At 57.2% G+C, this 21340-nt stretch carries 18 protein-coding genes; 2 read left to right on the top strand and 16 right to left on the bottom strand.

Annotated features, from left to right (window positions below; translation table 11 throughout):
• Positions 1–54 precede the first annotated feature (54 nt).
• From nuoN to ACKLKD_RS04030, 15 genes are all read right to left on the bottom strand, one after another.
• Positions 55–1512 carry an NADH-quinone oxidoreductase subunit NuoN gene (gene nuoN, locus ACKLKD_RS04100; RefSeq protein ID WP_080924254.1) on the bottom strand — a complete coding sequence of 486 codons (1458 nt, stop codon included), beginning with the start codon at positions 1510–1512 and terminating at the stop codon, positions 55–57.
• Between the two features lie 6 nt (positions 1513–1518).
• Positions 1519–3048, bottom strand: coding sequence for an NADH-quinone oxidoreductase subunit M (nuoM, locus tag ACKLKD_RS04095; RefSeq protein ID WP_087806175.1), 1530 nt, complete (start codon positions 3046–3048; stop codon positions 1519–1521).
• A 169-nt stretch (positions 3049–3217) separates the two neighbouring features.
• Positions 3218–5059 (bottom strand): NADH-quinone oxidoreductase subunit L, encoded by a 1842-nt coding sequence (gene nuoL, locus ACKLKD_RS04090; RefSeq protein WP_087806173.1) that lies wholly within the window; start codon positions 5057–5059, stop codon positions 3218–3220.
• The gene (gene nuoK / locus ACKLKD_RS04085) at positions 5056–5358 is read right to left on the bottom strand and encodes an NADH-quinone oxidoreductase subunit NuoK (RefSeq protein WP_002913148.1); all 303 of its coding nucleotides are present in this window, start codon (positions 5356–5358) and stop codon (positions 5056–5058) included. Before nuoK ends, nuoL begins: the two co-directional genes overlap by 4 nt.
• On the bottom strand, positions 5355–5909 hold the full coding sequence (gene nuoJ / locus ACKLKD_RS04080) for an NADH-quinone oxidoreductase subunit J (RefSeq protein ID WP_015365591.1): 555 nt from the start codon (positions 5907–5909) through the stop codon (positions 5355–5357). Before nuoJ ends, nuoK begins: the two co-directional genes overlap by 4 nt.
• A gap of 11 nt (positions 5910–5920) precedes the next feature.
• Positions 5921–6463 (bottom strand): NADH-quinone oxidoreductase subunit NuoI, encoded by a 543-nt coding sequence (gene nuoI / locus ACKLKD_RS04075; RefSeq protein ID WP_002913152.1) that lies wholly within the window; start codon positions 6461–6463, stop codon positions 5921–5923.
• 14 nt (positions 6464–6477) lie between these two features.
• The gene (gene nuoH, locus ACKLKD_RS04070; protein ID WP_002913156.1) at positions 6478–7455 is read right to left on the bottom strand and encodes an NADH-quinone oxidoreductase subunit NuoH; all 978 of its coding nucleotides are present in this window, start codon (positions 7453–7455) and stop codon (positions 6478–6480) included.
• Positions 7452–10178 (bottom strand): NADH-quinone oxidoreductase subunit NuoG, encoded by a 2727-nt coding sequence (gene nuoG / locus ACKLKD_RS04065; RefSeq protein WP_080896905.1) that lies wholly within the window; start codon positions 10176–10178, stop codon positions 7452–7454. Before nuoG ends, nuoH begins: the two co-directional genes overlap by 4 nt.
• A 31-nt stretch (positions 10179–10209) precedes the next feature.
• Positions 10210–11547: an NADH-quinone oxidoreductase subunit NuoF gene (gene nuoF / locus ACKLKD_RS04060; protein ID WP_002913158.1), complete on the bottom strand. Its 1338-nt coding sequence runs from the start codon at positions 11545–11547 to the stop codon at positions 10210–10212.
• Positions 11544–12044 (bottom strand): NADH-quinone oxidoreductase subunit NuoE, encoded by a 501-nt coding sequence (gene nuoE / locus ACKLKD_RS04055; protein WP_002913160.1) that lies wholly within the window; start codon positions 12042–12044, stop codon positions 11544–11546. The genes nuoF and nuoE overlap by 4 nt, the downstream gene beginning before the upstream one ends.
• 2 nt (positions 12045–12046) lie before the next feature.
• Positions 12047–13855: an NADH-quinone oxidoreductase subunit C/D gene (gene nuoC, locus ACKLKD_RS04050; RefSeq protein WP_087806171.1), complete on the bottom strand. Its 1809-nt coding sequence runs from the start codon at positions 13853–13855 to the stop codon at positions 12047–12049.
• Positions 13856–13942: 87 nt separating this feature from the next.
• Entirely contained in the window at positions 13943–14617 is a 675-nt protein-coding gene (gene nuoB, locus ACKLKD_RS04045) for an NADH-quinone oxidoreductase subunit NuoB (RefSeq protein WP_002913178.1), read from the bottom strand.
• A gap of 15 nt (positions 14618–14632) precedes the next feature.
• The gene (gene nuoA / locus ACKLKD_RS04040) at positions 14633–15079 is read right to left on the bottom strand and encodes an NADH-quinone oxidoreductase subunit NuoA (protein ID WP_002913181.1); all 447 of its coding nucleotides are present in this window, start codon (positions 15077–15079) and stop codon (positions 14633–14635) included.
• A gap of 651 nt (positions 15080–15730) precedes the next feature.
• Positions 15731–16657: a LysR family transcriptional regulator gene (locus ACKLKD_RS04035; RefSeq protein ID WP_025711577.1), complete on the bottom strand. Its 927-nt coding sequence runs from the start codon at positions 16655–16657 to the stop codon at positions 15731–15733.
• A gap of 83 nt (positions 16658–16740) precedes the next feature.
• Positions 16741–16992 (bottom strand): hypothetical protein, encoded by a 252-nt coding sequence (locus ACKLKD_RS04030; protein ID WP_165931752.1) that lies wholly within the window; start codon positions 16990–16992, stop codon positions 16741–16743.
• Positions 16993–17531: 539 nt separating this feature from the next.
• On the opposite strand from ACKLKD_RS04030, the gene alaA reads away from it, so the two are divergent.
• Both alaA and yfbR read left to right on the top strand, forming a co-directional pair.
• Entirely contained in the window at positions 17532–18749 is a 1218-nt protein-coding gene (gene alaA / locus ACKLKD_RS04025) for an alanine transaminase AlaA (protein ID WP_025711576.1), read from the top strand.
• A gap of 81 nt (positions 18750–18830) precedes the next feature.
• Positions 18831–19430 carry a 5'-deoxynucleotidase gene (gene yfbR / locus ACKLKD_RS04020; RefSeq protein ID WP_025711575.1) on the top strand — a complete coding sequence of 200 codons (600 nt, stop codon included), beginning with the start codon at positions 18831–18833 and terminating at the stop codon, positions 19428–19430.
• 41 nt (positions 19431–19471) lie between these two features.
• Here the strand turns inward: yfbR and ACKLKD_RS04015 are convergent, their stop codons facing one another.
• Positions 19472–21304, bottom strand: a complete 1833-nt coding sequence (locus ACKLKD_RS04015) for an SLC13 family permease (protein ID WP_025714129.1) — start codon at positions 21302–21304, stop codon at positions 19472–19474.
• Between the last annotated feature and the right edge of the window lie 36 nt (positions 21305–21340).

Here is a 21340-nt window from a genome sequence, read left to right as displayed (position 1 = left end):
GCATAAAAAAACCGCCGACAAGTCGGCGGTTAATTCAGTTCACCAGCAATTTGATTACATCAGCGGCGTCGCCAGCTGCACGATGCTAATCAGCGGCTGCGGCCAGATACCGAGCACCAGCACCAGCAGCGCGGAGATCAGCACCACGATACCGCCGGCGCTGTACTGCCAGTTGGACGGCGCATCGCGATTCAGTTGCTCCGGCGCGCTCAGGTACAGGCTCACTGCCACGCGCAGGTAGTAGTAGAGACCGATCGCCGAGCCGACAACCACCGCGGCAACCAGCCACCACAGATGCGCATGCACACCGACGGCCAGCACGTAGAACTTACCGATAAAGCCGAGGGTCATCGGGATGCCGGCCAGGGAGAGCATCATCACCGTCATCACAGCCGACAGGATCGGACGGTGCCAGAACAGGCCGCGGTAGGAGAACAGCGAGTCAGCATCCGGGCCGCGGTACGGGCTGGACATCAGGCTGACCACGCCGAACGCGCCGAGGCTGCTGAACAGGTAACCGGCCAGGTAGACGCCCACGGCTTCCATCGACATTTCACCGCTCTGCAGGGCAATCAGCGCCACCAGCAGATAGCCGAGATGGGAGATGGAAGAGTAACCGAGCAGGCGCTTAATGTTGGTCTGGCTCAGCGCCATCAGGTTACCGAAGATGATAGAGGCGAAGGCGATCAGGCCCAGCACCACGCGTACCGCTTCGCTGTTGCCCACCGGCATGTACAGGAACAGACGCATCACTACGCCGAAGATAGCGATCTTGCTGGCGGTCGCCAGGAAGGTGGAGACCGGCGCAGGCGCCCCCTGGTAAACGTCCGGCGTCCACAGGTGGAACGGCACCAGCGACAGTTTAAAGCCAAGACCGACAATCATCAGGCCAAGACCCGCCAGCAGCAGCGGCTCGTGCAGCATGTTGTCCGCCAGGCTTTTGCCCAGCGCGAGGAAGGACAGGTTGCCGGAGTTCGCATACACCAGCGCCATACCGAACAGCAGGAAAGAAGACGCTGCGGCGGAGAGGATAGTGTATTTGATGCTCGCTTCCAGCGAACGCTTCTGGCGGAAGGCGTAGCCGACCAGGCCGAACAGCGGCAGCGAGATCAACTCGATGCCGAGGAACAGCGCAGCCAGATGATTGGCGCCGGCCAGCAGAATGCCACCCAGGGCGGCGATCAGCACCAGCAGGTAGAACTCTTCTTTATTGTCCTTGTAACCCTCAAGCCATGGGTAGGCGAAAGTACAGGTCGCGAGGCTCGCCAGCAGCACCAGCCCGGTATAGAGCATGGCGTAGCCGTCAACGCGGATCAGCGGGGTGACGTCCATGGCCCCGTTCTGGCCAACAAACCAGAGCGAGACCAGCGCGGCGTTAAGTCCGATGACCGACAGCGTGGCATTGAGAAAATGATTGCGTCGCCACGCAATGGAGAGCATCACAACCACCACCGTCAAGCCGACGATCAGCAGCGGTAGCAGTGCGATCAGTTGTTGTGGAGTTATTGTCATGGCGAATTACGGCCTTGTAGTAGAAACAGAATTAACAAACCACTGCTGAATGTTGCTCATCGCAGCATGCGAGGTGTCGAGGATCGGCTGCGGGAAGAAGCCCAACAGCACCAGCAGCACCACCAGCAGCAGGATGATAGACAGTTCACGCAGGGACATCCCCGGCAACTCTTTCGCCGCCACTTCGCTTTTCGCTTTACCGAAGTAGGCGCGATGCAGCATCGACAGCGAGTAAACAGACGCGAATACCAGACCAAATGTCGAGATAATGGTGATCACCGGCACCACTTTATAGCTGCCGAACAGGATCATAAATTCGCCGACGAAGTTACCGGTACCCGGCATCCCCAGGGTGGCGACAGCGAAGAACATCGACATCGCCGGCAGCCATTTAATTTTGCTCCACAAGCCGCCCATCTGGCGCATATCGCGGGTGTGCAGACGTTCGTACAGCTGACCGCACAGAATAAACAGACCCGCCGCGGACAGACCGTGGGCAATCATCTGGATCACCGCGCCTTGATACGCCAGCTGGCTACCGGTGTAGATTGCAATCAGCACGAAGCCCATGTGGGACACAGAGGTGTAGGCGATCAGGCGTTTGATATCGGTCTGGGCGAAGGCCATCCACGCGCCGTAGAAGATACCGATCACACCCAGCCACATGGCGATGGGCGCAAACTCAGCGGAGGCGTTCGGGAACAACGGCAGCGCAAAGCGCAGCAGACCGTAGGCCGCGGTTTTCAGCAAGATGCCCGCGAGGTCGACGGAACCAGCAGTCGGTGCCTGGGAGTGGGCGTCCGGCAGCCAGCCGTGCAGCGGGACCACCGGCATTTTCACCGCGAAAGCGATGAAGAAGCCGAGCATCAGCAGGTATTCCACGCCGTGAGACATTGGGGTTTTCAGCAGATCTTCATAGTTGAAGGTCCACACGCCGGTGGCGTTGAAGTGGACGAAGGCCAGCGCCAGAATAGCGATCAGCATCACCAGGCCGCTCGCCTGGGTATAGATGAAGAACTTGGTGGCTGCCGTGATACGCGTTTTACCGTCAGAGGCTTTGTGACCCCACAGCGCGATCAGGAAGTACATCGGCACCAACATCATTTCCCAGAAGAAGAAGAACAGGAACATGTCGATGGCGAGGAACACTCCGATGACGCCGCCCAGGATCCACATCAGGTTGAGGTGGAAAAAGCCCTGGTATTTTTCGATTTCACGCCACGAACAGAGCACCGCCAGCACGCCGAGCAGGCCGGTCAGCACCACCATCAGCAGTGACAGGCCGTCAATCGCCAGATGGATGCTAATGCCAAAGCGTGGGATCCACGGCAGCACGAATTCCGACTGCCATTGCGGAATACCCGCGGATTGCGTCAGAGAATAGCCGCCCTGCATCCACAGCTGCAGGCCAAGCACCAGCGTCAGTCCCATGGTAATCAGCGCGATCCAGCGCGGCACTTTCACGCCAAAGCGTTCGGTCTGCCAGCACAGGAAGCCGCCGATGAAGGGAATTAATATTAGCCAGGGTAGTAACATGGCGATTTTTATTCCTTGTTAAAGTCCCGTTCAGGACCGATTTTCAACGAATTCGACTACATTCACGTTTGAGTGCGGTTTGTTGTGTCGGGTGGCGCTTCGCTTACCCGACCTACGGTCTCGTAGGCCCGGTAAGCGAAGCGCCACCGGGCAAAACCGCGCGATCAAATCAACGCAATATCATCAACAGCGCCAGCACCACCACCGCGCCGATGCTCATTGAAGCCACATACCAGCGCAGATAGCCGTTCTCGCTCACCAGCAGGCCTTTACCTGCAAAGCGGGAGAGGATCGCCGGGATATTCATCAACGCGTTCAGCGGATCGCGCTTCAACAGCCAGGCAATCCCGAGGAATGGTTTCACGAATACTTTGTCGTATAACCAGTCGAAGCCCCAGGCATGGAACCACCAGGTACCGAAGAAGCGGCCAGGCGCGCTGTTGGCGATGGAGGTCACCAGCGTGCGTTTGCCCAGCCACAGCCAGGCGGCGATCAGAATACCGGCAATGGCGATGATCCCGGAGGCAATCTCCAGCGTCATCACGCTACCGTGCGCCAGCTCAGTGGTCTGCGGCAGCACCCCTTCCAGCGGCGGCACAATCAGCGCGCCAACGAAGGTGGACAACACCAGCAGCACAATCAGCGGCAGATGGTGGGTGATCCCCTTCCCTGCGTGCGCGTGAATTTGCTCTTTACCGTGGAATACGATGAAAATCATCCGGAAAGTATAGAGCGAGGTCATAAAGGCACCGACCAGGCCCGCCACCATCAGATTGATATGGCCGTTGGCCATCGCCCCTGCCAGAATCTCATCCTTACTGAAGAAGCCTGCGGTGATAAGCGGCAGAGCGGACAGCGCCGCGCCCCCCACCAGGAAGCAGACGTATACCAGTGGAATGGATTTACGCAGGCCGCCCATCTTGAAGATGTTCTGTTCGTGATGGCAGGCCAGAATCACCGAACCAGACGACAGGAACAGCAGCGCTTTAAAGAACGCGTGAGTCATCAGGTGGAAAATAGCCGCATCCCAGGCCTGCACGCCCAGCGCGAGGAACATGTAGCCAATCTGGCTCATGGTCGAGTAAGCCAGCACGCGTTTGATATCGGTCTGCACCAGCGCGGCGAAGCCCGCCAGCACCAGGGTGACCGCCCCGACGATACCCACCAGATGCAGTACTTCCGGCGTCATCAGGAACAGGCCGTGGGTACGGGCGATCAGGTATACGCCCGCGGTGACCATGGTCGCGGCGTGGATCAGCGCGGAGACCGGCGTCGGGCCCGCCATCGCATCGGCAAGCCACGTTTGCAGCGGCAGCTGAGCAGATTTACCGACCGCGCCGCCGAGCAGCATCAGCGTCGCCCACTGCAGCGTGGTGCTGCCGTTAGCGAAGTGCTGCGGCGCCAGCTCAACCATTTCGCGGAAGTTAAGGGTACCGAGTTCGTTATAAAGAATGAACAGCGCGAAGGCGAGGAACACGTCGCCGACGCGGGTCACCACAAACGCTTTCATCGCTGCGGCGCCGTTCTTCGGATCGGTGTAGTAGAAACCGATCAGCAGGTACGAACAGAGACCTACCCCTTCCCAACCCAGGTACATCAGCAGCAGGTTATCGGCCAGAACCAGAACCACCATGCTGGCGATAAACAGGTTGGTGTAAGCGAAGAAGCGGGAGTAGCCCTCTTCGCCGCGCATGTACCAGGAGGCGAACATGTGGATCAGGAAGCCGACGCCGGTCACCACGGAGAGCATGGTCAGCGACAGGCCGTCCAGCACCAGGTTGAAACCGATATTGAAATCTCCGACCGACATCCAGGTCCACAGCGGTACGCTGACCGCCTGTTTGCCGTTAGCGAAAAAGTCAACGCCAACGTACGCGGTGACCAGCGCCGCCAGGCCTACCGACCCCATGCCAACGGTGGCGGAAAGGTTTTCCGACCAGCGTCCGCGGGAGAAGGCCAGCAGCACAAAGCCAATCAATGGCAAAAGAATGGTTAAGGCAAGCATGTTCATCCACGCAACTCACTTACTGAATCGATGTTCAGGTTCTGGCGGCGACGATGGAGCTGCAGCAGCAGCGCCAGGCCGATACTCGCTTCCGCAGCCGCGAGGCTGATGGCGAGGATATACATTATCTGACCATCTGCCTGGCCCCAGTAGCTACCCGCCACCACAAAGGCCAGCGCGGCGGCGTTAATCATGATTTCCAGGCTAATCAACATAAACAGCAGATTGCGGCGGATCACCAGCCCCGTGAGACCAAGCACAAACAGGATGGCCGCGAGGATCAGTCCATGTGTTAAGGGGATCATGCGTGTTCCTCCGTTTTTCGTTTGTCGCTGTCGTTCACGCGGTTGCTCAGCACCTCGCCGGCGCGCTCTTCGCGGCCAATGTGGAAGGCGACCACCAGGCCCGCCAGCAGCAGCATGGAGGCCAGCTCCACCGCCAGGACGTACGGCCCAAACAGCGCAATACCGACTTCTTTAGCGTTGATCGCCGCGCCGTCGATACCCTGGTCATTGATGCCCAGGATGGCGTAAACGATAACCACCAGCAGCACCGCGGAGAGGATGGCCGGGCCAATCCAGATCCCCGGCTGCAGCCATTTGCGTTCCTGTTCGATCTCGGTGCCGCCCAGGTTGAGCATCATCACCACGAACACGAACAGCACCATGATGGCCCCGGCGTAAACGATGATTTCCAGCGCACCGGCGAAGTACGCGCCCAGCGAGAAGAACACCCCGGCAATCGCCAGCAGCGAAATAATCAGGTACAGCAGCGCGTGCACCGGATTGGTGTGGGTGACGACCCGCAAGGTTGCGAGGATGGCTATCAGGCCACAGATATAAAAAGCGAATTCCATTGCCCCTCTCCTTACGGTAACAGGCTCTTGACGTCGATTGGCTTAGCTTCGTTTTCCGCTTCGCCCTTATCTTTGCCGTCGATTGCCATACCCGCCATCCGGTAGAAGTTATATTCCGGGTATTTGCCCGGACCGGAAATCAGCAGATCCTCTTTTTCGTACACCAGATCCTGACGCTTGTATTCACCCAGCTCGAAGTCCGGGGTCAACTGGATCGCCGTGGTCGGGCACGCCTCTTCGCACAGGCCGCAGAAAATGCAGCGTGAGAAGTTGATGCGGAAGAACTCCGGGTACCAGCGCCCGTCTACCGTCTCTGCTTTCTGCAGCGAGATACAGCCCACCGGGCAGGCTACCGCACACAGGTTACAGGCGACGCAGCGCTCTGCACCGTCCGGATCGCGGGTCAGCACGATGCGGCCGCGATAGCGCGGCGGCAGATAGACCGGCTCTTCCGGGTACATCCGGGTTTCACGTTTGGCGAAGGCATGCAGGCCAATCATCCAGATACTGCGGACCTGGGTGCCGAACCCCACCAATAATTCTTTTAAGGTCATGTTCAATTCACCCCTTATTGCGCCTGCCAGAGAATGACAGCCGCCGTTACCAACAAGTTGACCAGCGTTAACGGCAGGCATACCTTCCAGCCAAAGGACATTACCTGGTCATAGCGCGGACGCGGTAATGATGCGCGGATCAAAATGAACATCATCATGAAGAACGCGGTTTTCAGCGCGAACCAGATGAAAGGAGGTAACCACGGGCCATTCCAGCCGCCGAAGAACAGCGTGACGATCAGCGCTGAAACGGTGACGATACCGATGTATTCACCGACGAAGAACAGACCGAATTTCATACCGGAATATTCAATGTGGTAACCATCGGCCAGCTCCTGCTCCGCTTCCGGCTGGTCGAACGGGTGACGGTGGCACACCGCCACGCCGGCGATGGCGAAAGTCACGAAGCCAAAGAACTGCGGGATGACGTTCCACAGATGCGCCTGGTTGTTGACGATATCGGTCATGTTGAATGACCCCGCCTGCGCCACCACGCCCATCAGGGAGAGACCGAGAAACACTTCGTAGCTCAGGGTCTGCGCAGATGCACGCATCGCCCCCAGCAGTGAGTATTTGTTGTTGCTCGACCAACCGGCGAACAGGACTGCGTAAACCGCCAGGCCTGCCATCATCAGGAAGAACAGGATGCCGATGTTCAGGTCAGCGACCACCCAGGTCGGGCTCACTGGTACAATAGCGAAAGCCAGCAGCAGCGAGGTAAAGGCGATAACCGGCGCCAGAGTAAAGATCACCCGATCGGAGAAGCGCGGGATCCAGTCCTCTTTAAAGAACATCTTGATCATGTCGGCGACCAGCTGCAGCGAACCGCCCCAGCCCACGCGGTTAGGCCCGTAGCGGTTCTGGAACAGACCGAGCAGACGACGCTCGCCGAAGCTCATGAACGCGCCACAGGTGACGACCACCAGCAGAATGACCACGGCCTTCAGGATGCTTAACAGAATGTCGATAAGATCCGGTGTTAACCAGCTCATGCTTTCGCCTCCTGCAGTGAATCAATACGCGATCCGGTCAGCACCGGCGCAATGCCCGGCATGCCCATCGGTAAGCCAACCTGTCCTGCGGTCAGCCCTTCAGAGATAACCAGCGGCAAACGCAGGGTCTGGCCTTCCACGCTAAAGGAGAGCATTGCCCCGGCGTTAACGCCAAGCTTCGCGGCATCCGCCGGGTTCAGCTTGATGTACGGCTCAGGCATCCGGCTCTGGAACACCGGCGCGCGCTGTGACAGCTCATCGCTACCAAACAGGTGGTAATACGGCGCGATACGCCATTTGCCCTCTTCCGCCTGGAAGCTGGCCGGCACCGCGGTGAAATACTCCAGCCCGTTGGCGGACGCTTCAAACAGTCGAACACCCGGATCGCCGTGGCGCAGTTTGCCGCCCACTTCATCCTGGAACTTGTTCCATGCCTGCGGGGAGTTCCAGCCCGGCGCCCAGGCGAACGGGATCTGCGAACGCGGGGCGGACGGCTGGTTGTTCCCTTCCATGGAGAAGGCGAACATGGTGTCTTTATCCTGCGGCTGACGCGGCTCGTGCACGCTGATGTTGGCGCGCATCGCCGTGCGGCCGCTGTAGCGGTGTGGTTCACGCGCCAGCTTCTGACCGCGGATGCGGAAGGTCGCATCCGGCGCGGCATCTTTAATGCCCGCCAGCTGCGGCAGCGCGGCAATCGCCGCATCGATGACGTGGTCCAGCTGCGTCCAGTCAACCTGACGGTTGTTGACGGTGCTGTGCAGCGAATGCAGCCAGCGCCAGCTCTCCAGCATCACGGTTTTCGCATCGTAGTAAGCCGGATCGTAAACCTGGAAGAAACGCTGGGCGCGGCCTTCGTTGTTCACCACAGTCCCGTCGCTTTCCGCAAAGCTTGCGGCAGAGAGCACCAGGTGCGCTTTGTCCATAATCGCGGTGCGCTGATGGTCAACCACCATCACCAGCGGGGCTTTCGCCAGCGCAGCGTCAACGCGCGCGGCGGAAGCATGACGGTGAAGGTCGTTTTCCAGCACGATAACCGCGTCGGCGGCGCCGCTTTCCAGTTCGTCCAGCGCCTCTTCAAGCGAGCCGCCGCCGATCATGCCCAGACCGACGCTGTTCACCGCGCGGGCAACCATCGTGATGCCAACATCGGCGCCGCGGCCCTTCAACGCTTTCGCCACGTTAGCGGCAGCCTGAATGATTTCCATGCTGCCGGCGTTAGTGCCGGAGATAATCAGCGGTTTTTTCGCCCCGGCCAGCGCCTGAACGATGACATCGACTTTGCCCTGCAGATCCTGACTCAGGCCGTCAACCGCCGGCGCGCTATCATCCAGCGCATGGGCGATAGCAAAGCCCAGACGCGCCTGATCTTCCACCGGCGCGCGGTAGGTCCACGCCGCGATGTCATCGAGGCGGGTGTCATCGATGTTGGTGACGAATAGCGGGTGCTTGGCGCGCTGGCCGATGTTGAGAATGGCCGCAATCTGCCAGTCGGCCACTTTCTGCGCCGCCGCCATTTCGCGTGCTTTCCCTTTCACCGCCTGGCGTACCGCCAGGGCCACGCGCGCGCCGGTCTGGGTAATGTCTTCGCCCAGCACCAGTACCGCATCGTAGGATTCGATATCTCGCAGCGTCGGGGTATGGATCCCACCTTCGCGCAGCACTTTGAGCATCATCTGCAGGCGCGCTTGTTCGCCTTTAGCGATGCCGGTATAGAAGTTGTCGGCGCCCACCAGCTCGCGCAGCGCGAAGTTGCTTTCAATACTGGCGCGCGGGGAACCGATACCGATCACTTTCTTCGACTGGCGCAGAATATCTGCCGCCCCCTGCATCGCCTGCTCGGCGTTGAGCGCAATCAGATCGTCGCCGCGGCGCTGAACCGGCTGACGCGGACGGTCTTTCAGGTTGACGTAGCCATAGCCGAAACGGCCGCGGTCGCAGAGGAAGTAGCGGTTAACGGTCCCGTTATAGCGGTTTTCGATACGACGCAGCTCGCCATAGCGTTCGCCAGGGCTGATGTTACAGCCGATGGAGCACTGCTGGCAGATGCTCGGCGCAAACTGCATGTCCCACTTACGGTTATAACGCTCGGAGTGCGTTTTGTCGGTGAAGACGCCGGTCGGGCAGACTTCCACCAGGTTACCGGAGAACTCGCTTTCCAGCGTGCCATCTTCCGGGCGGCCGAAGTAGACGTTGTCGTGCGCGCCATAGACGCCCAGATCGGTGCCGTCGGCATAATCTTTGTAGTAGCGCACGCAGCGGTAGCAGGCGATGCAGCGGTTCATTTCGTGCGAAATAAACGGCCCCAGATCCTGATTACGGTGGGTACGTTTGGTGAAACGATAGCGGCGGAAGCTATGGCCGGTCATCACCGTCATATCCTGCAGGTGGCAGTTGCCACCCTCTTCGCAGACCGGGCAATCGTGCGGGTGGTTAGTCATCAACCACTCCACCACGCTTTCGCGGAACTGCTTCGCTTCGCCGTCGTCGATAGAAATAAAGGTGCCGTCGGATGCCGGAGTCATACAGGACATCACCAGGCGACCACGCGTGTCTTCCGCGTTCTGATATTGCTTCACCGCACACTGGCGGCAAGCACCGACGCTCCCTAGCGCCGGGTGCCAGCAAAAGTAGGGAATATCAAGACCAAGAGAGAGACAAGCCTCTAGCAGGTTGTCCGCCCCGTTGACCTCGTATTCTTTGCCGTCTACATGAATCGTAGCCATTTGCGTGCTTCCAAAAATAAAAAACCTTTGATTACCAGCGCGTCTTAAGCAGGTTCGGCTGAATCCCGTTGATTGCATGGGTATTGCTGAACTGCTGCTTAATGCCAGCCTCGAATTCTTCGCGGAAATATTTAATCGCGCTCTGTAGCGGTTCGACCGCACCCGGCGCGTGCGCGCAGAAGGTTTTACCCGGGCCCAGGAATCGACACAGTTGCTCAAGCGTTTCGATATCGCCAGGCTGGCCTTCGCCGCGCTCCAGGGCGCGCAGGATCTTCACGCTCCACGGCAGACCATCGCGGCACGGCGTACACCAGCCGCAGGACTCGCGGGCAAAGAACTCTTCAAGGTTGCGCACCAGCGAGACCATGTTGATCTCGTGGTCAACGGCCATCGCCAGCGAGGTGCCCAGACGGCTGCCCGCTTTACCAATGCTTTCAAACTCCATCGGCAGATCGAGGTGCGCTTCGGTGAGGAAGTCGGTCCCTGCCCCGCCCGGTTGCCAGGCTTTAAACTTCAGGCCATCGCGCATGCCGCCGGCGTAATCTTCGAGGATCTCACGCGCGGTGGTGCCGAACGGCAGCTCCCAGACGCCCGGATTCTTCACCCGGCCGGAGAAGCCCATCAGCTTGGTGCCAGCATCTTTGCTGGTGGAAATGTTCTGGTACCACTCGACGCCGTTGGCGAGGATCGCCGGCACGTTGCACAGGGTTTCCACGTTGTTGACGCAGGTCGGCTTGCCCCACACGCCGGAGCTCGCCGGGAACGGCGGCTTGGAGCGCGGGTTGGCGCGGCGGCCTTCGAGGGAGTTGATCAGCGCTGTCTCTTCACCACAGATATAGCGCCCTGCCCCGGTGTGGACAAACAGTTCGAAGTCAAACCCGGTGCCGAGGATGTTTTTGCCCAACAGGCCCGCTTCAGTGGCTTCGGCAATCGCGCGACGCAGATGCTGTGCCGCTTCAATATATTCGCCGCGCAGGAAGATGTAGCCGCGGTACGCTTTCAGCGCAAACGCGGAGATCAGCATGCCTTCCACCAGCAGGTGCGGCAGCTGCTCCATCAGCAGACGGTCTTTATAGGTACCCGGCTCCATTTCATCGGCGTTACACAGCAGGTAACGGATGTTCATGGATTCGTCTTTCGGCATCAGGCTCCACTTCAGACCCGTGGAGAAGCCTGCGCCGCCGCGCCCTTTCAGGCCAGCGTCTTTTACCGCCGTGACGATTTCATCCGGCGCCATCCCGGTCAGGGCTTTACGCGCCCCTTCGTAGCCATTTTTGCTGCGATACTCGTCCAGCCATACCGGCTGCTTGTCGTCGCGCAGACGCCAGGTGAGTGGATGCGTTTCCGCAGTACGAATTACGGTTTTCATTTGTACTGCTCCAGCAGGTCAGGAATTGCCTCCGGCGTCAGATGACTGTGAGTGTCCTCATCGATCATCATGGTCGGTCCCTTGTCGCAGTTGCCCAGGCAGCAGGTCGGCAGCAGCGTGAAGCGGCCGTCAAAGGTGGTCTGCCCTGGCTTAATATTCAGCTTCTTCTCAATCGCAGCCTGAATACCCTGATAACCGGTGATGTGGCACACCACGCTGTCGCAGTAGCGGATCACGTGACGGCCAACCGGCTGACGGAAAATCTGGCTGTAAAATGTTGCCACGCCTTCGACGTCGCTCGCCGGGATCCCCAGCACATCGGCGATCGCATAGATCGCGCCATCCGGCACCCAGCCGCGCTGTTTCTGAACGATTTTCAGCGCTTCGATGGACGCCGCACGCGGGTCTTCGTAGTGGTGCTTCTCGTGCTCAATAGCCTCACGTTCTGCCGCACTCAGCTCAAAAGCCTCGGTTTGTGGTTGTTGATTCTCGTGCATAATTAGCGGTCCACGTCTGACATAACAAAATCGATACTACCCAGATAGACAATCAGGTCGGATACCAGGCTGCCGCGAATAGCCGACGGGATTTGCTGCAGGTGCGCAAAGCTCGGCGTACGGACGCGGGTACGGTAGCTCATGGTGCTGCCGTCGCTGGTCAGGTAGTAACTGTTAATCCCTTTGGTCGCCTCAATCATCTGGAAGGACTCGTTGGCCGGCATCACCGGGCCCCACGATACCTGCAGGAAGTGGGTGATCAGGGTTTCGATATGCTGCAGCGTGCGCTCTTTCGGCGGCGGCGTCGTCAGCGGGTGATCCGCTTTGAACGGGCCTTCCGGCATATTGTCGAGGCACTGCTGAAGAATGCGCAGGCTCTGGCGCAGTTCTTCGACTTTCAGCATCACGCGGGTGTAGCAGTCAGAAACGCCACCGCCGGTCGGGACTTCGAAGTCGAAGTTTTCATAACCAGAGTAAGGACGCCATTTACGCACGTCGAAGCCGATACCGGTGGCGCGCAGGCCTGCGCCGGTGGTGCCCCATTCCAGCGCTTCTTTCGCGGTGTAGGCGGCCACGCCGACGGAACGGCCTTTCAGAATGGTGTTGCGCAGGGCGGCTTTCTCATAAGAGTCGAGACGCTTCGGCATCCTCTCGAGGAATTCACGCAGCAGACGATCCCAGCCACGCGGCAGATCGTGGGCGACGCCGCCGATGCGGAACCACGCCGGGTGCATACGGAAACCGGTAATCGCTTCCACCAGATCGTAGATTTTCTGACGGTCGGTAAAGGCGAAGAAGACCGGCGTCATCGCGCCGACGTCCTGAATAAAGGTCGAGATATACAGCAGGTGGCTGTTAATACGGAACAGTTCGGAGAGCATCACGCGGATCACGTTGACGCGATCCGGCACGGTGATCCCGGCCAGTTTTTCCACCGCCAGCACGTACGGCATCTCGTTGACGCAGCCGCCGAGGTATTCGATACGATCAGTGTACGGGATATAGCTGTGCCAGGACTGACGCTCGCCCATCTTCTCGGCGCCGCGATGGTGATAGCCGATATCCGGCACGCAGTCGACGATCTCTTCGCCGTCCAGCTGCAGGATAATGCGGAACGCACCGTGGGCGGAGGGGTGGTTCGGGCCAAGGTTGAGGAACATAAAGTCCTCGTTTTCGGTCCCGCGCTTCATGCCCCACTCTTCCGGCTTGAAGGTTAACGCTTCCATCTCCAGATCCTGCTTGGCTTTGGTCAGCTCAAACGGATCGAATTCGGTGGCGCGCGCCGGGTAGTCTTTACGCAGCGGGTGGCCTTCCCAGGTCGGCGGCATCATGATGCGGCGCAGGTTCGGGTGACCATCGAAGGTAATGCCAAACATTTCCCAGGTTTCACGCTCATACCAGTTGGCGTTAGGGAACAGTTTGGTGAAAGTCGGCAGATGCAGATCGTTTTCTGACAGCGCCACCTTGAGCATGATGTCGCGGTTGCGGTCGATGGAAATCAGATGATAGAAAACGGAAAAATCCGCGGCGGGCAGGCCATCGCGGTGCGTGCGCAGACGTTCGTCCATGCCGTGCAGGTCAAACAGCATCACGTAAGGCTTCGGCAATTTCTTCAGGAAATCCCCCACCTCAAGCAGCTGTTCACGCTTCACCCATACCACCGGTACGCCGGTACGGGTAGGCTGAACGGTAAAGGCATCCGGCCCAAAGCGGTTGCGCAGTTCGCCGATCACTGGGTCATCGAGGTGATCGCGGGTTTGCCAGGCTGGTGCGGCGTCATGCGCGGTTAAATCGGTCATATTGTTCACCATTGCAAAAGGTCCGTGGTGACTGCCGGGCGAGACTTCGCGCTGTTGTAGATTGATTTGCGAAGTGGTAATCCCGCCCGCAGGCGCAAATTAAATCTCGTCCGGCGTCCGCAGATTGGTCACTGCAATACGTTCGCCGCGTTTACGCTCGCGTTCCGACTGCATATTGGCGCGATAAACGCCCTGATCGCCAACCACCCATGAAAGCGGGCGGCGCTCTTTACCAATGGACTCCTGCAGCAGCATCAGCGCCTGCATATAGGCCTCCGGACGCGGCGGACAACCCGGGATGTACACATCGACCGGAATAAATTTGTCCACACCCTGCACCACCGAATAGATGTCGTACATGCCGCCGGAGTTTGCACAGGCCCCCATGGAGATCACCCACTTCGGCTCCAGCATCTGATCGTAAAGACGCTGAATAACCGGTGCCATTTTGGTAAAGCAGGTGCCGGCAACCACCATCAGATCCGCCTGACGCGGGGAGGCACGCAGAACTTCTGCACCAAAACGCGCAACGTCATGCACCGCAGTGAATGACGTCACCATTTCCACATAACAGCAAGAAAGGCCGAAGTTATACGGCCAAATTGAGTTCTTACGGCCCCAGTTCACCATGTCATGCAGCGCGTGTTCGAGTTTCCCCATATACACGCTTTTATTGACTTCCTGCTCCAGGGGGTCGGTGACGATCTCCTGTTTTTGCAGGGGGTAACGGTCGTTCTCACCGTTAGGATCTATGCGGGTGAGCGTATAATCCATCTTATTGCCTCGCTTTTACTGCATATGACGGTTAGTGGGACTGTCTGTTTCCGGGTTAACCAGCGTGCGACGGGAACGCGCGGGCGTCCAGTCCAGTGCGCCGATGCGAACGAGATAAACCAGACCAGCCAGTAGCACTAAAATGAAAATTGCGGCTTCCACAAAGCCGACCCAGCCGCTCTCGCGGATAGAAGTCGACCATGCGTAGAGATACAGGGCTTCCACGTCGAAGATAACGAAGAACATGGCAACCAGATAAAACTTCGCAGAAAGACGTAAGCGGGCCGAACCAACGGAGTCGATCCCCGATTCAAACGGCGTGTTTTTGCTGCGCGCGCGCGCGCGACCGCCAAGGTACCAGCCGCCAACGAGCATGAGGCAGCACAGGCCGATAGCGATGATGAGAAATATAGCGAATGCCCAATGATGAGCGATGACTTCAGTGGATGTTGACATACGCATTGCTTAACCAAAAAAGTGTAGCGCCAAAACCCTCTGCTCTTACTGGCAGATGAACGCCACAGCGTTTCACGGGAGGAATAAAAAATAACCGTGCAAAAAAGCGTCCCTGGTAGATGTGAGAAGCCCAGATGCCGTGGCTTTTTACCCCTTTCTTTAACCTTTTGTCAACTTTAACAAAAGTTTTCACAACATTAATTTACATTGGAATCTTTTCATTAACATTAAATGCCCTTTTATGCGGAATAACCTTGCATACTGTTCGGTTTTAGTGTTGTTGAATCGTGTCCGTTTCCGTCGTAAATCAAAAGTACCCATCCATTTTGACAGGATTTAGCCTCGATTCCTCCCCCCAAAGAGGGGTATTTTCTTGATCTGTGACACGCTTTTGTTAATTACATCTGGAAAACGGCAACAATCCGTCCGGTTTTTTAACATTAGCAGGAAGTGTTGAAAGTGCCGTAAAAAGTCGACAAGGTGAGCGCTATGTCACGCCAGGTTGCTGATTTTTCTTGAAAGAAATAAAAAAAATATTCAAACCATCAATGATTGTGGCAAAAAAGAGCCAGCAGGGGGGAAAACCACCTCTGAGGCTCTTTTTTTGAACTTACATTCTGTTACTAGTTTTTGTGATCTTTGTTAGCATTATTGCCCTCACAAAACCAGGGTGTTTCCTCCCTCTTCCGGAGTAAGCGCTGACCCGGTGCACCAGGGGGAATTCTCCTGACTCAGAGACTGGAAAATCGCCTGCGGTAGTTCGCTCACCGTCTGCGGATTACAGCTAACGACATATCGGGTATCAGGTAGAAGGGGTAAACCATCGCTGATGCCAGCCACCCGCAGGTCAGCGCTCATCATTTCAACCGGCCGCGCCGTGACGCCCAGCCCGGCTTTCACTGCCGCTTTTACCCCGGACAGCGAAGAGGCGGCATGGGCCAGATGCCACGAGACATGGGCGGCTTCCAGCGCGGTAATAATGTCCTGACGGAACGGACCCGGCTCCTCCAGCAGGATAAGGGGAATCGACTCCCCTTTTGCCAGCACGTATTCCGCCGCACAGTACCAGAGCGTGGGCGACGTTCGCAGAGTAAAAGAGCTAAAACCATCAGGCTGATGCGTGGACAATGCCAGATCCACTCCCCCTTCGGCGAGCATCTCCATGATCGCGGCATGCGGATGCACTTTAATCTCCAGCGTCATTCGGGGATAGAAGCAACCGATGCGGTTTAACAGAAACGGCAGGATGGTATCGGCCGTCTCTTCCGACGCACCAATGGTCATCCCTCCCTGCAGGCTGCCATACATCAACGACAGGCAGGCCTCATCGTTAAAACGCAGGATTTTACGGGCATAACCCAGCAGCTGGATGCCCTGTTCGGTCAGTAGTTTGTTGCGCCCATGGCGGGCGAAAAGCTCTTTACCCACCAGCTGCTCCAGGCGTTGCATTTGCTGGCTGACTGCGGACTGGGTACGGCACACCGCGGCGGCGGCGGCGGCGAAGGTGTTCAGATCGGCGACCGCCACGAAGGTGCGAAGCAGATCGAGATCGAGGTTGAGTATCGGACGATTGGTATTAATCATGTTGTTCACTTACAGGCAGCTAACGCCGACCTGCCTTGTTGATGCTTCACGCCAGGTTTCCAGCTAATCCCTGAGCCTCGTGCTCACCCTTTCGATGGCGGATAAACAACTGGACGAACGTTATTACATGTCAAAGTACTCGTCTGGGCAAATGCGCAGAACCACGGAGTAATATATTGCTCGTATTTCTCATCGTTATTTATTGCCACGATCTGCCGGCCTTCATGCGTCGCTGCAATGACGCGGGCGGTTGTTACCAGAAAGCCTGTCTTTGCCGTGCTTTTACTAAAGAGAAAAGGAACAATAAAATCCTGTAATAACAATATATTAATCATCAATTTCACCGCAAAACCGCGGATTAACGCTGATATTAACGGCGATATTCTAACCGATATCCATCCTTTTTATAAGCCTTAATAAGGATTAACTCAGGTAATTTTAAATTTTTTTCAACATTTTATATAAATTAACAAACCTCAGATTATTACCTGTCAAAAATAAGAATATTGTGGGCGAGTGCTGTTTTTTATTAAAAATATTTAACATCAAAATCACAAATCAACGCTTAATTACCTTAAGGATAGCTTTTTTCGCTTACCGCTCTTTCTTGCGTTCTCTCTTACCACACAAAGAAACCAGATAAATGTTGGTTAAAATGACATTACGGTTACATATACGACCGAAAAATAGACATAAACAGGCATAAGCTATAGATTAAATCCCCACATGATAGATAAATCAATTACGCTTAAAATCCTGTATTAGCAAAATCTTCTCCTGCAAAGCCTTCAAAACAGCGGGGATGCGGAGTACATTGTTCCGTGCTGACTTCCACGGCAGGGAGTGGCAATAACAGCTAAAAAGGTCAAGATTCATGTCCCCCATCGAAAAATCCAGCAAGTTAGAGAACGTCTGTTATGACATCCGCGGCCCGGTTCTGAAAGAAGCGAAACGTCTTGAAGAAGAAGGCAATAAGGTTCTGAAACTGAACATCGGTAACCCGGCGCCGTTCGGCTTCGAGGCCCCCGACGAGATCCTCGTCGACGTCATCCGCAATCTCCCTACCGCCCAGGGGTACTGCGATTCGAAAGGATTGTACTCGGCGCGTAAAGCCATCATGCAGCATTACCAGGCGCGGGGAATGCGCGATGTCACGGTGGAAGATATCTACATTGGTAATGGCGTTTCTGAGCTGATTGTGCAGGCAATGCAGGCGCTGTTAAACAGCGGCGATGAGATGCTGGTTCCCGCCCCCGATTACCCGCTGTGGACAGCGGCGGTGTCGCTTTCCAGCGGCAAGGCGGTACACTACCTGTGCGACGAATCCTCTGACTGGTTCCCGGATCTTGACGATATCCGCGCGAAAATCACCCCGCGCACGCGCGGGATCGTGATCATTAACCCTAACAACCCCACCGGCGCCGTCTACTCCAAAGAACTGCTGCAGGAGATCGTCGAGATCGCCCGCCAGCATAACCTGATCATTTTCGCCGATGAAATCTACGATAAGATCCTCTACGACGACGCCGAGCATCATTCGATTGCCGCTCTCGCGCCTGACCTGCTGACCGTGACCTTCAACGGGCTGTCAAAAACCTACCGCGTTGCCGGCTTCCGTCAGGGCTGGATGGTGCTGAATGGGCCGAAAAAACACGCGAAGGGCTATATTGAAGGGCTGGAGATGCTGGCGTCGATGCGCCTGTGCGCCAACGTCCCGGCCCAGCATGCCATTCAAACCGCGCTCGGCGGCTATCAGAGTATCAGCGAATTTATTATTCCCGGCGGGCGTCTGTATGAACAACGCAATCGCGCCTGGGAGCTGATCAACGATATCCCGGGCGTTTCCTGCATGAAGCCAAAAGGCGCGCTGTATATGTTCCCGAAAATCGACGCGAAGCGCTTTAATATTCACGACGACCAGAAAATGGTGCTTGATTTCCTGCTGCAGGAAAAAGTCCTGTTGGTACAGGGAACCGCCTTTAACTGGCCGTGGCCGGATCATGTGCGCATCGTGACCCTGCCTCGCGAAGACGACCTGGAGATGGCGATCTCCCGCTTTGGCCGCTTCCTCTCCGGCTACCACCAGCTTTAATCGCTCCGCCGCCGGCATTTGCATCCGGCGGCGTTCCCTGCGCACAATGGAAGCCGATGTTGTCACTGATTAAGGGTTCCTATGAGTCAGAGTCATTTCTTTGCCCACCTCTCCCGCCTGAAACTTATCAACCGCTGGCCACTGATGCGCAACGTGCGCACCGAAAATGTTTCCGAGCACAGTCTGCAGGTGGCAATGGTTGCCCACGCGCTGGCGGCGATTAAAAACCGCAAATTTGGCGGCCAGGTCAACGCCGAACGTATCGCTCTGCTGGCGATGTACCACGATGCCTCCGAAGTGCTCACCGGCGATCTGCCTACCCCGGTGAAATACTTCAATTCACAGATTGCCCAGGAATATAAGGCGATTGAAAAGATTGCGCAGCAAAAACTGGTGGATATGGTCCCTGACGAGCTGCGGGATATTTTCGAACCGCTGATTGACGAGCACCACTACAGCGAGGAAGAGCAGTCGATCGTCAAACAGGCTGACGCCCTTTGCGCCTACCTGAAATGCCTCGAAGAACTGTCTGCAGGCAACAACGAATTTCTGCTCGCTAAAGGCCGTCTGGAAAAGACCCTGGAATCACGGCGCAGCGCGGAGATGGATTACTTTATGCAGGTATTTGTCCCAAGCTTCCAGCTATCGCTGGATGAAATTAGCCAGGATTCGCCGCTGTAACAGGCAGGCCGGGCAGCGGTTGCCCGGCCTGCCTGTATAGCTTAAAACGGGAAGAGTACCGGAATCAGCAGCACGCAGACCACCATCACCAGCACAGTGAAAGGGACGCCAATCTTCACAAAGTCGCTGAAGGAATACTTACCCGGGCCAAGCACCAGGGTGTTGACGGGCGAGGAAACCGGGGTCATAAATGCCGCCGATGCCGCCATCGCTACCACCATGGCAAAGGGATACGGCGATACGCCCATCGACTTCGCCGCCGCTAAGGCGATAGGCGCCATCAGCACCGCGGTCGCGGTATTAGAAATAAACAGGCCTATCGTCGCGCACATCACAAACAGGCAGCCGAGCATCAGATAAGGCCCCTCGCCTCCGGCGACGTCCATCAGCCCCTTGACCACCAGATCCACCCCGCCGGTTTTCTGCAGCGCCTGCGCAAAAGGCATCATCCCGACGATCAGAATAATGCTTGGCCAGTGGATCGCCTTATAGGCGCTTTCAGCGTTGATGCAGCGGAATTTGCCCATCAGCAGGCAGGCGATGATCGCGGCAATCGGGTTGGGAATTTCATCGGTGAGCATCAAGGCTACCATCAGCACCAGACAGAAAATCGCGTGCGGAGCCTGGCTGTGTGCCGGCGAAGCGTCATCGACCTCAACCGGCATATTGAGCACCACGAAATCACGCCCACGCTTCGCCAGCAGGGCAATTTGCCGCCAGTTGCCGACCACCAGCAGAATATCGCCGAGCTGCAGCGGCTCATCGACCACGGATCCATCCATCGCCTTGCCATCACGTTTCATGCCGACGATATTGAGACCAAACCGGGTGCGGAACGCTATCTCACGCACCGTTTTACCCATCATCTCTGAGTCCGGGATCAGCGCCACCTCCGCCATACCCACGTCCAGCGCCTGATCGGCAAAATACTCGCCGCGCAGCACCATCGGCTCGAGCATCTGCTCACCACAGAACTGGCGTAAATCGACATCGGAGGCGGACATATCGATCAGCAGGACGTCACGGGCGCGGAATTCCGATACCCCGTTGACGTTAACAATCACCCGACGGAACCGCCGCCAGCGTTCAACGCCGATGACGTTGGCGCAGTAGCGCTCACGCAGTTTTAAATCATCCAGCCGCTGGCCGATCATTGGCGAACCGGGACGGATCGCCAGGCGGCGGGCGCGGCCGGTGAGGTGATATTCGCGGATCAGATCGCGAAATGTGCTTCTTTTGCGGCCATCACGCGCGGATTCGCCATTATCTGTTTTCAGCATAAAGCGCACAGCCAGCATATAGACGATGCCAAGGATCAGCACCACCAGGCCAATCGGCGTAACGCTGAAAAAAATGAAGCCGTGCAGCCCTTCGCGCAGCAGTTCACTGTTGACCACCAGGTTGGGCGGCGTTGCGACCAGGGTCATCATCCCACTGATAAGCCCGGCGAAGCTCAGCGGCATCATCAGCCGCGAGGGTGAGGTATTCATCCGCGCCGACACGCTGAGCACCACCGGGATGAAAATAGCAACCACGCCGGTTGAACTCATGAAGGCGCCCAACCCGGCGACGGTGAGCATCAGGTAGATCAGCATCTTGGTTTCGCTGCTGCCAGCCACGCTCACCAGCCAGGCCCCCATCTTGGTAGCCACCCCGGTGCGCACCAGGCCGTCACCGATAATAAACAAGGCGGCAATGAGGATCACGTTAGGATCGCTGAATCCGGAAAAAGCCTCATTCAGCGTCAGCGTGCCGCTGAGGACGAAGGCGACAATAACCATCAGGGCAATAGCATCCATGCGCACCTTGCCGGTAGCAAACAGCACAACCGCGATGGCCAGGAGGGATAAAACCCAAATCAATTCACCGTTCACAACGTTTCCTTGTCAGAAGAGGGAGTCGACATAGTG

The sequence above is a fragment of the Klebsiella sp. 10982 genome (assembly GCF_048589245.1).
In the GTDB taxonomy this organism is placed as follows: Bacteria; Pseudomonadota; Gammaproteobacteria; order Enterobacterales; family Enterobacteriaceae; genus Klebsiella; species Klebsiella quasivariicola.
Note: the sequence above shows the minus strand (reverse complement) of the source record. Positions and strands in the feature narration are given on the sequence as shown.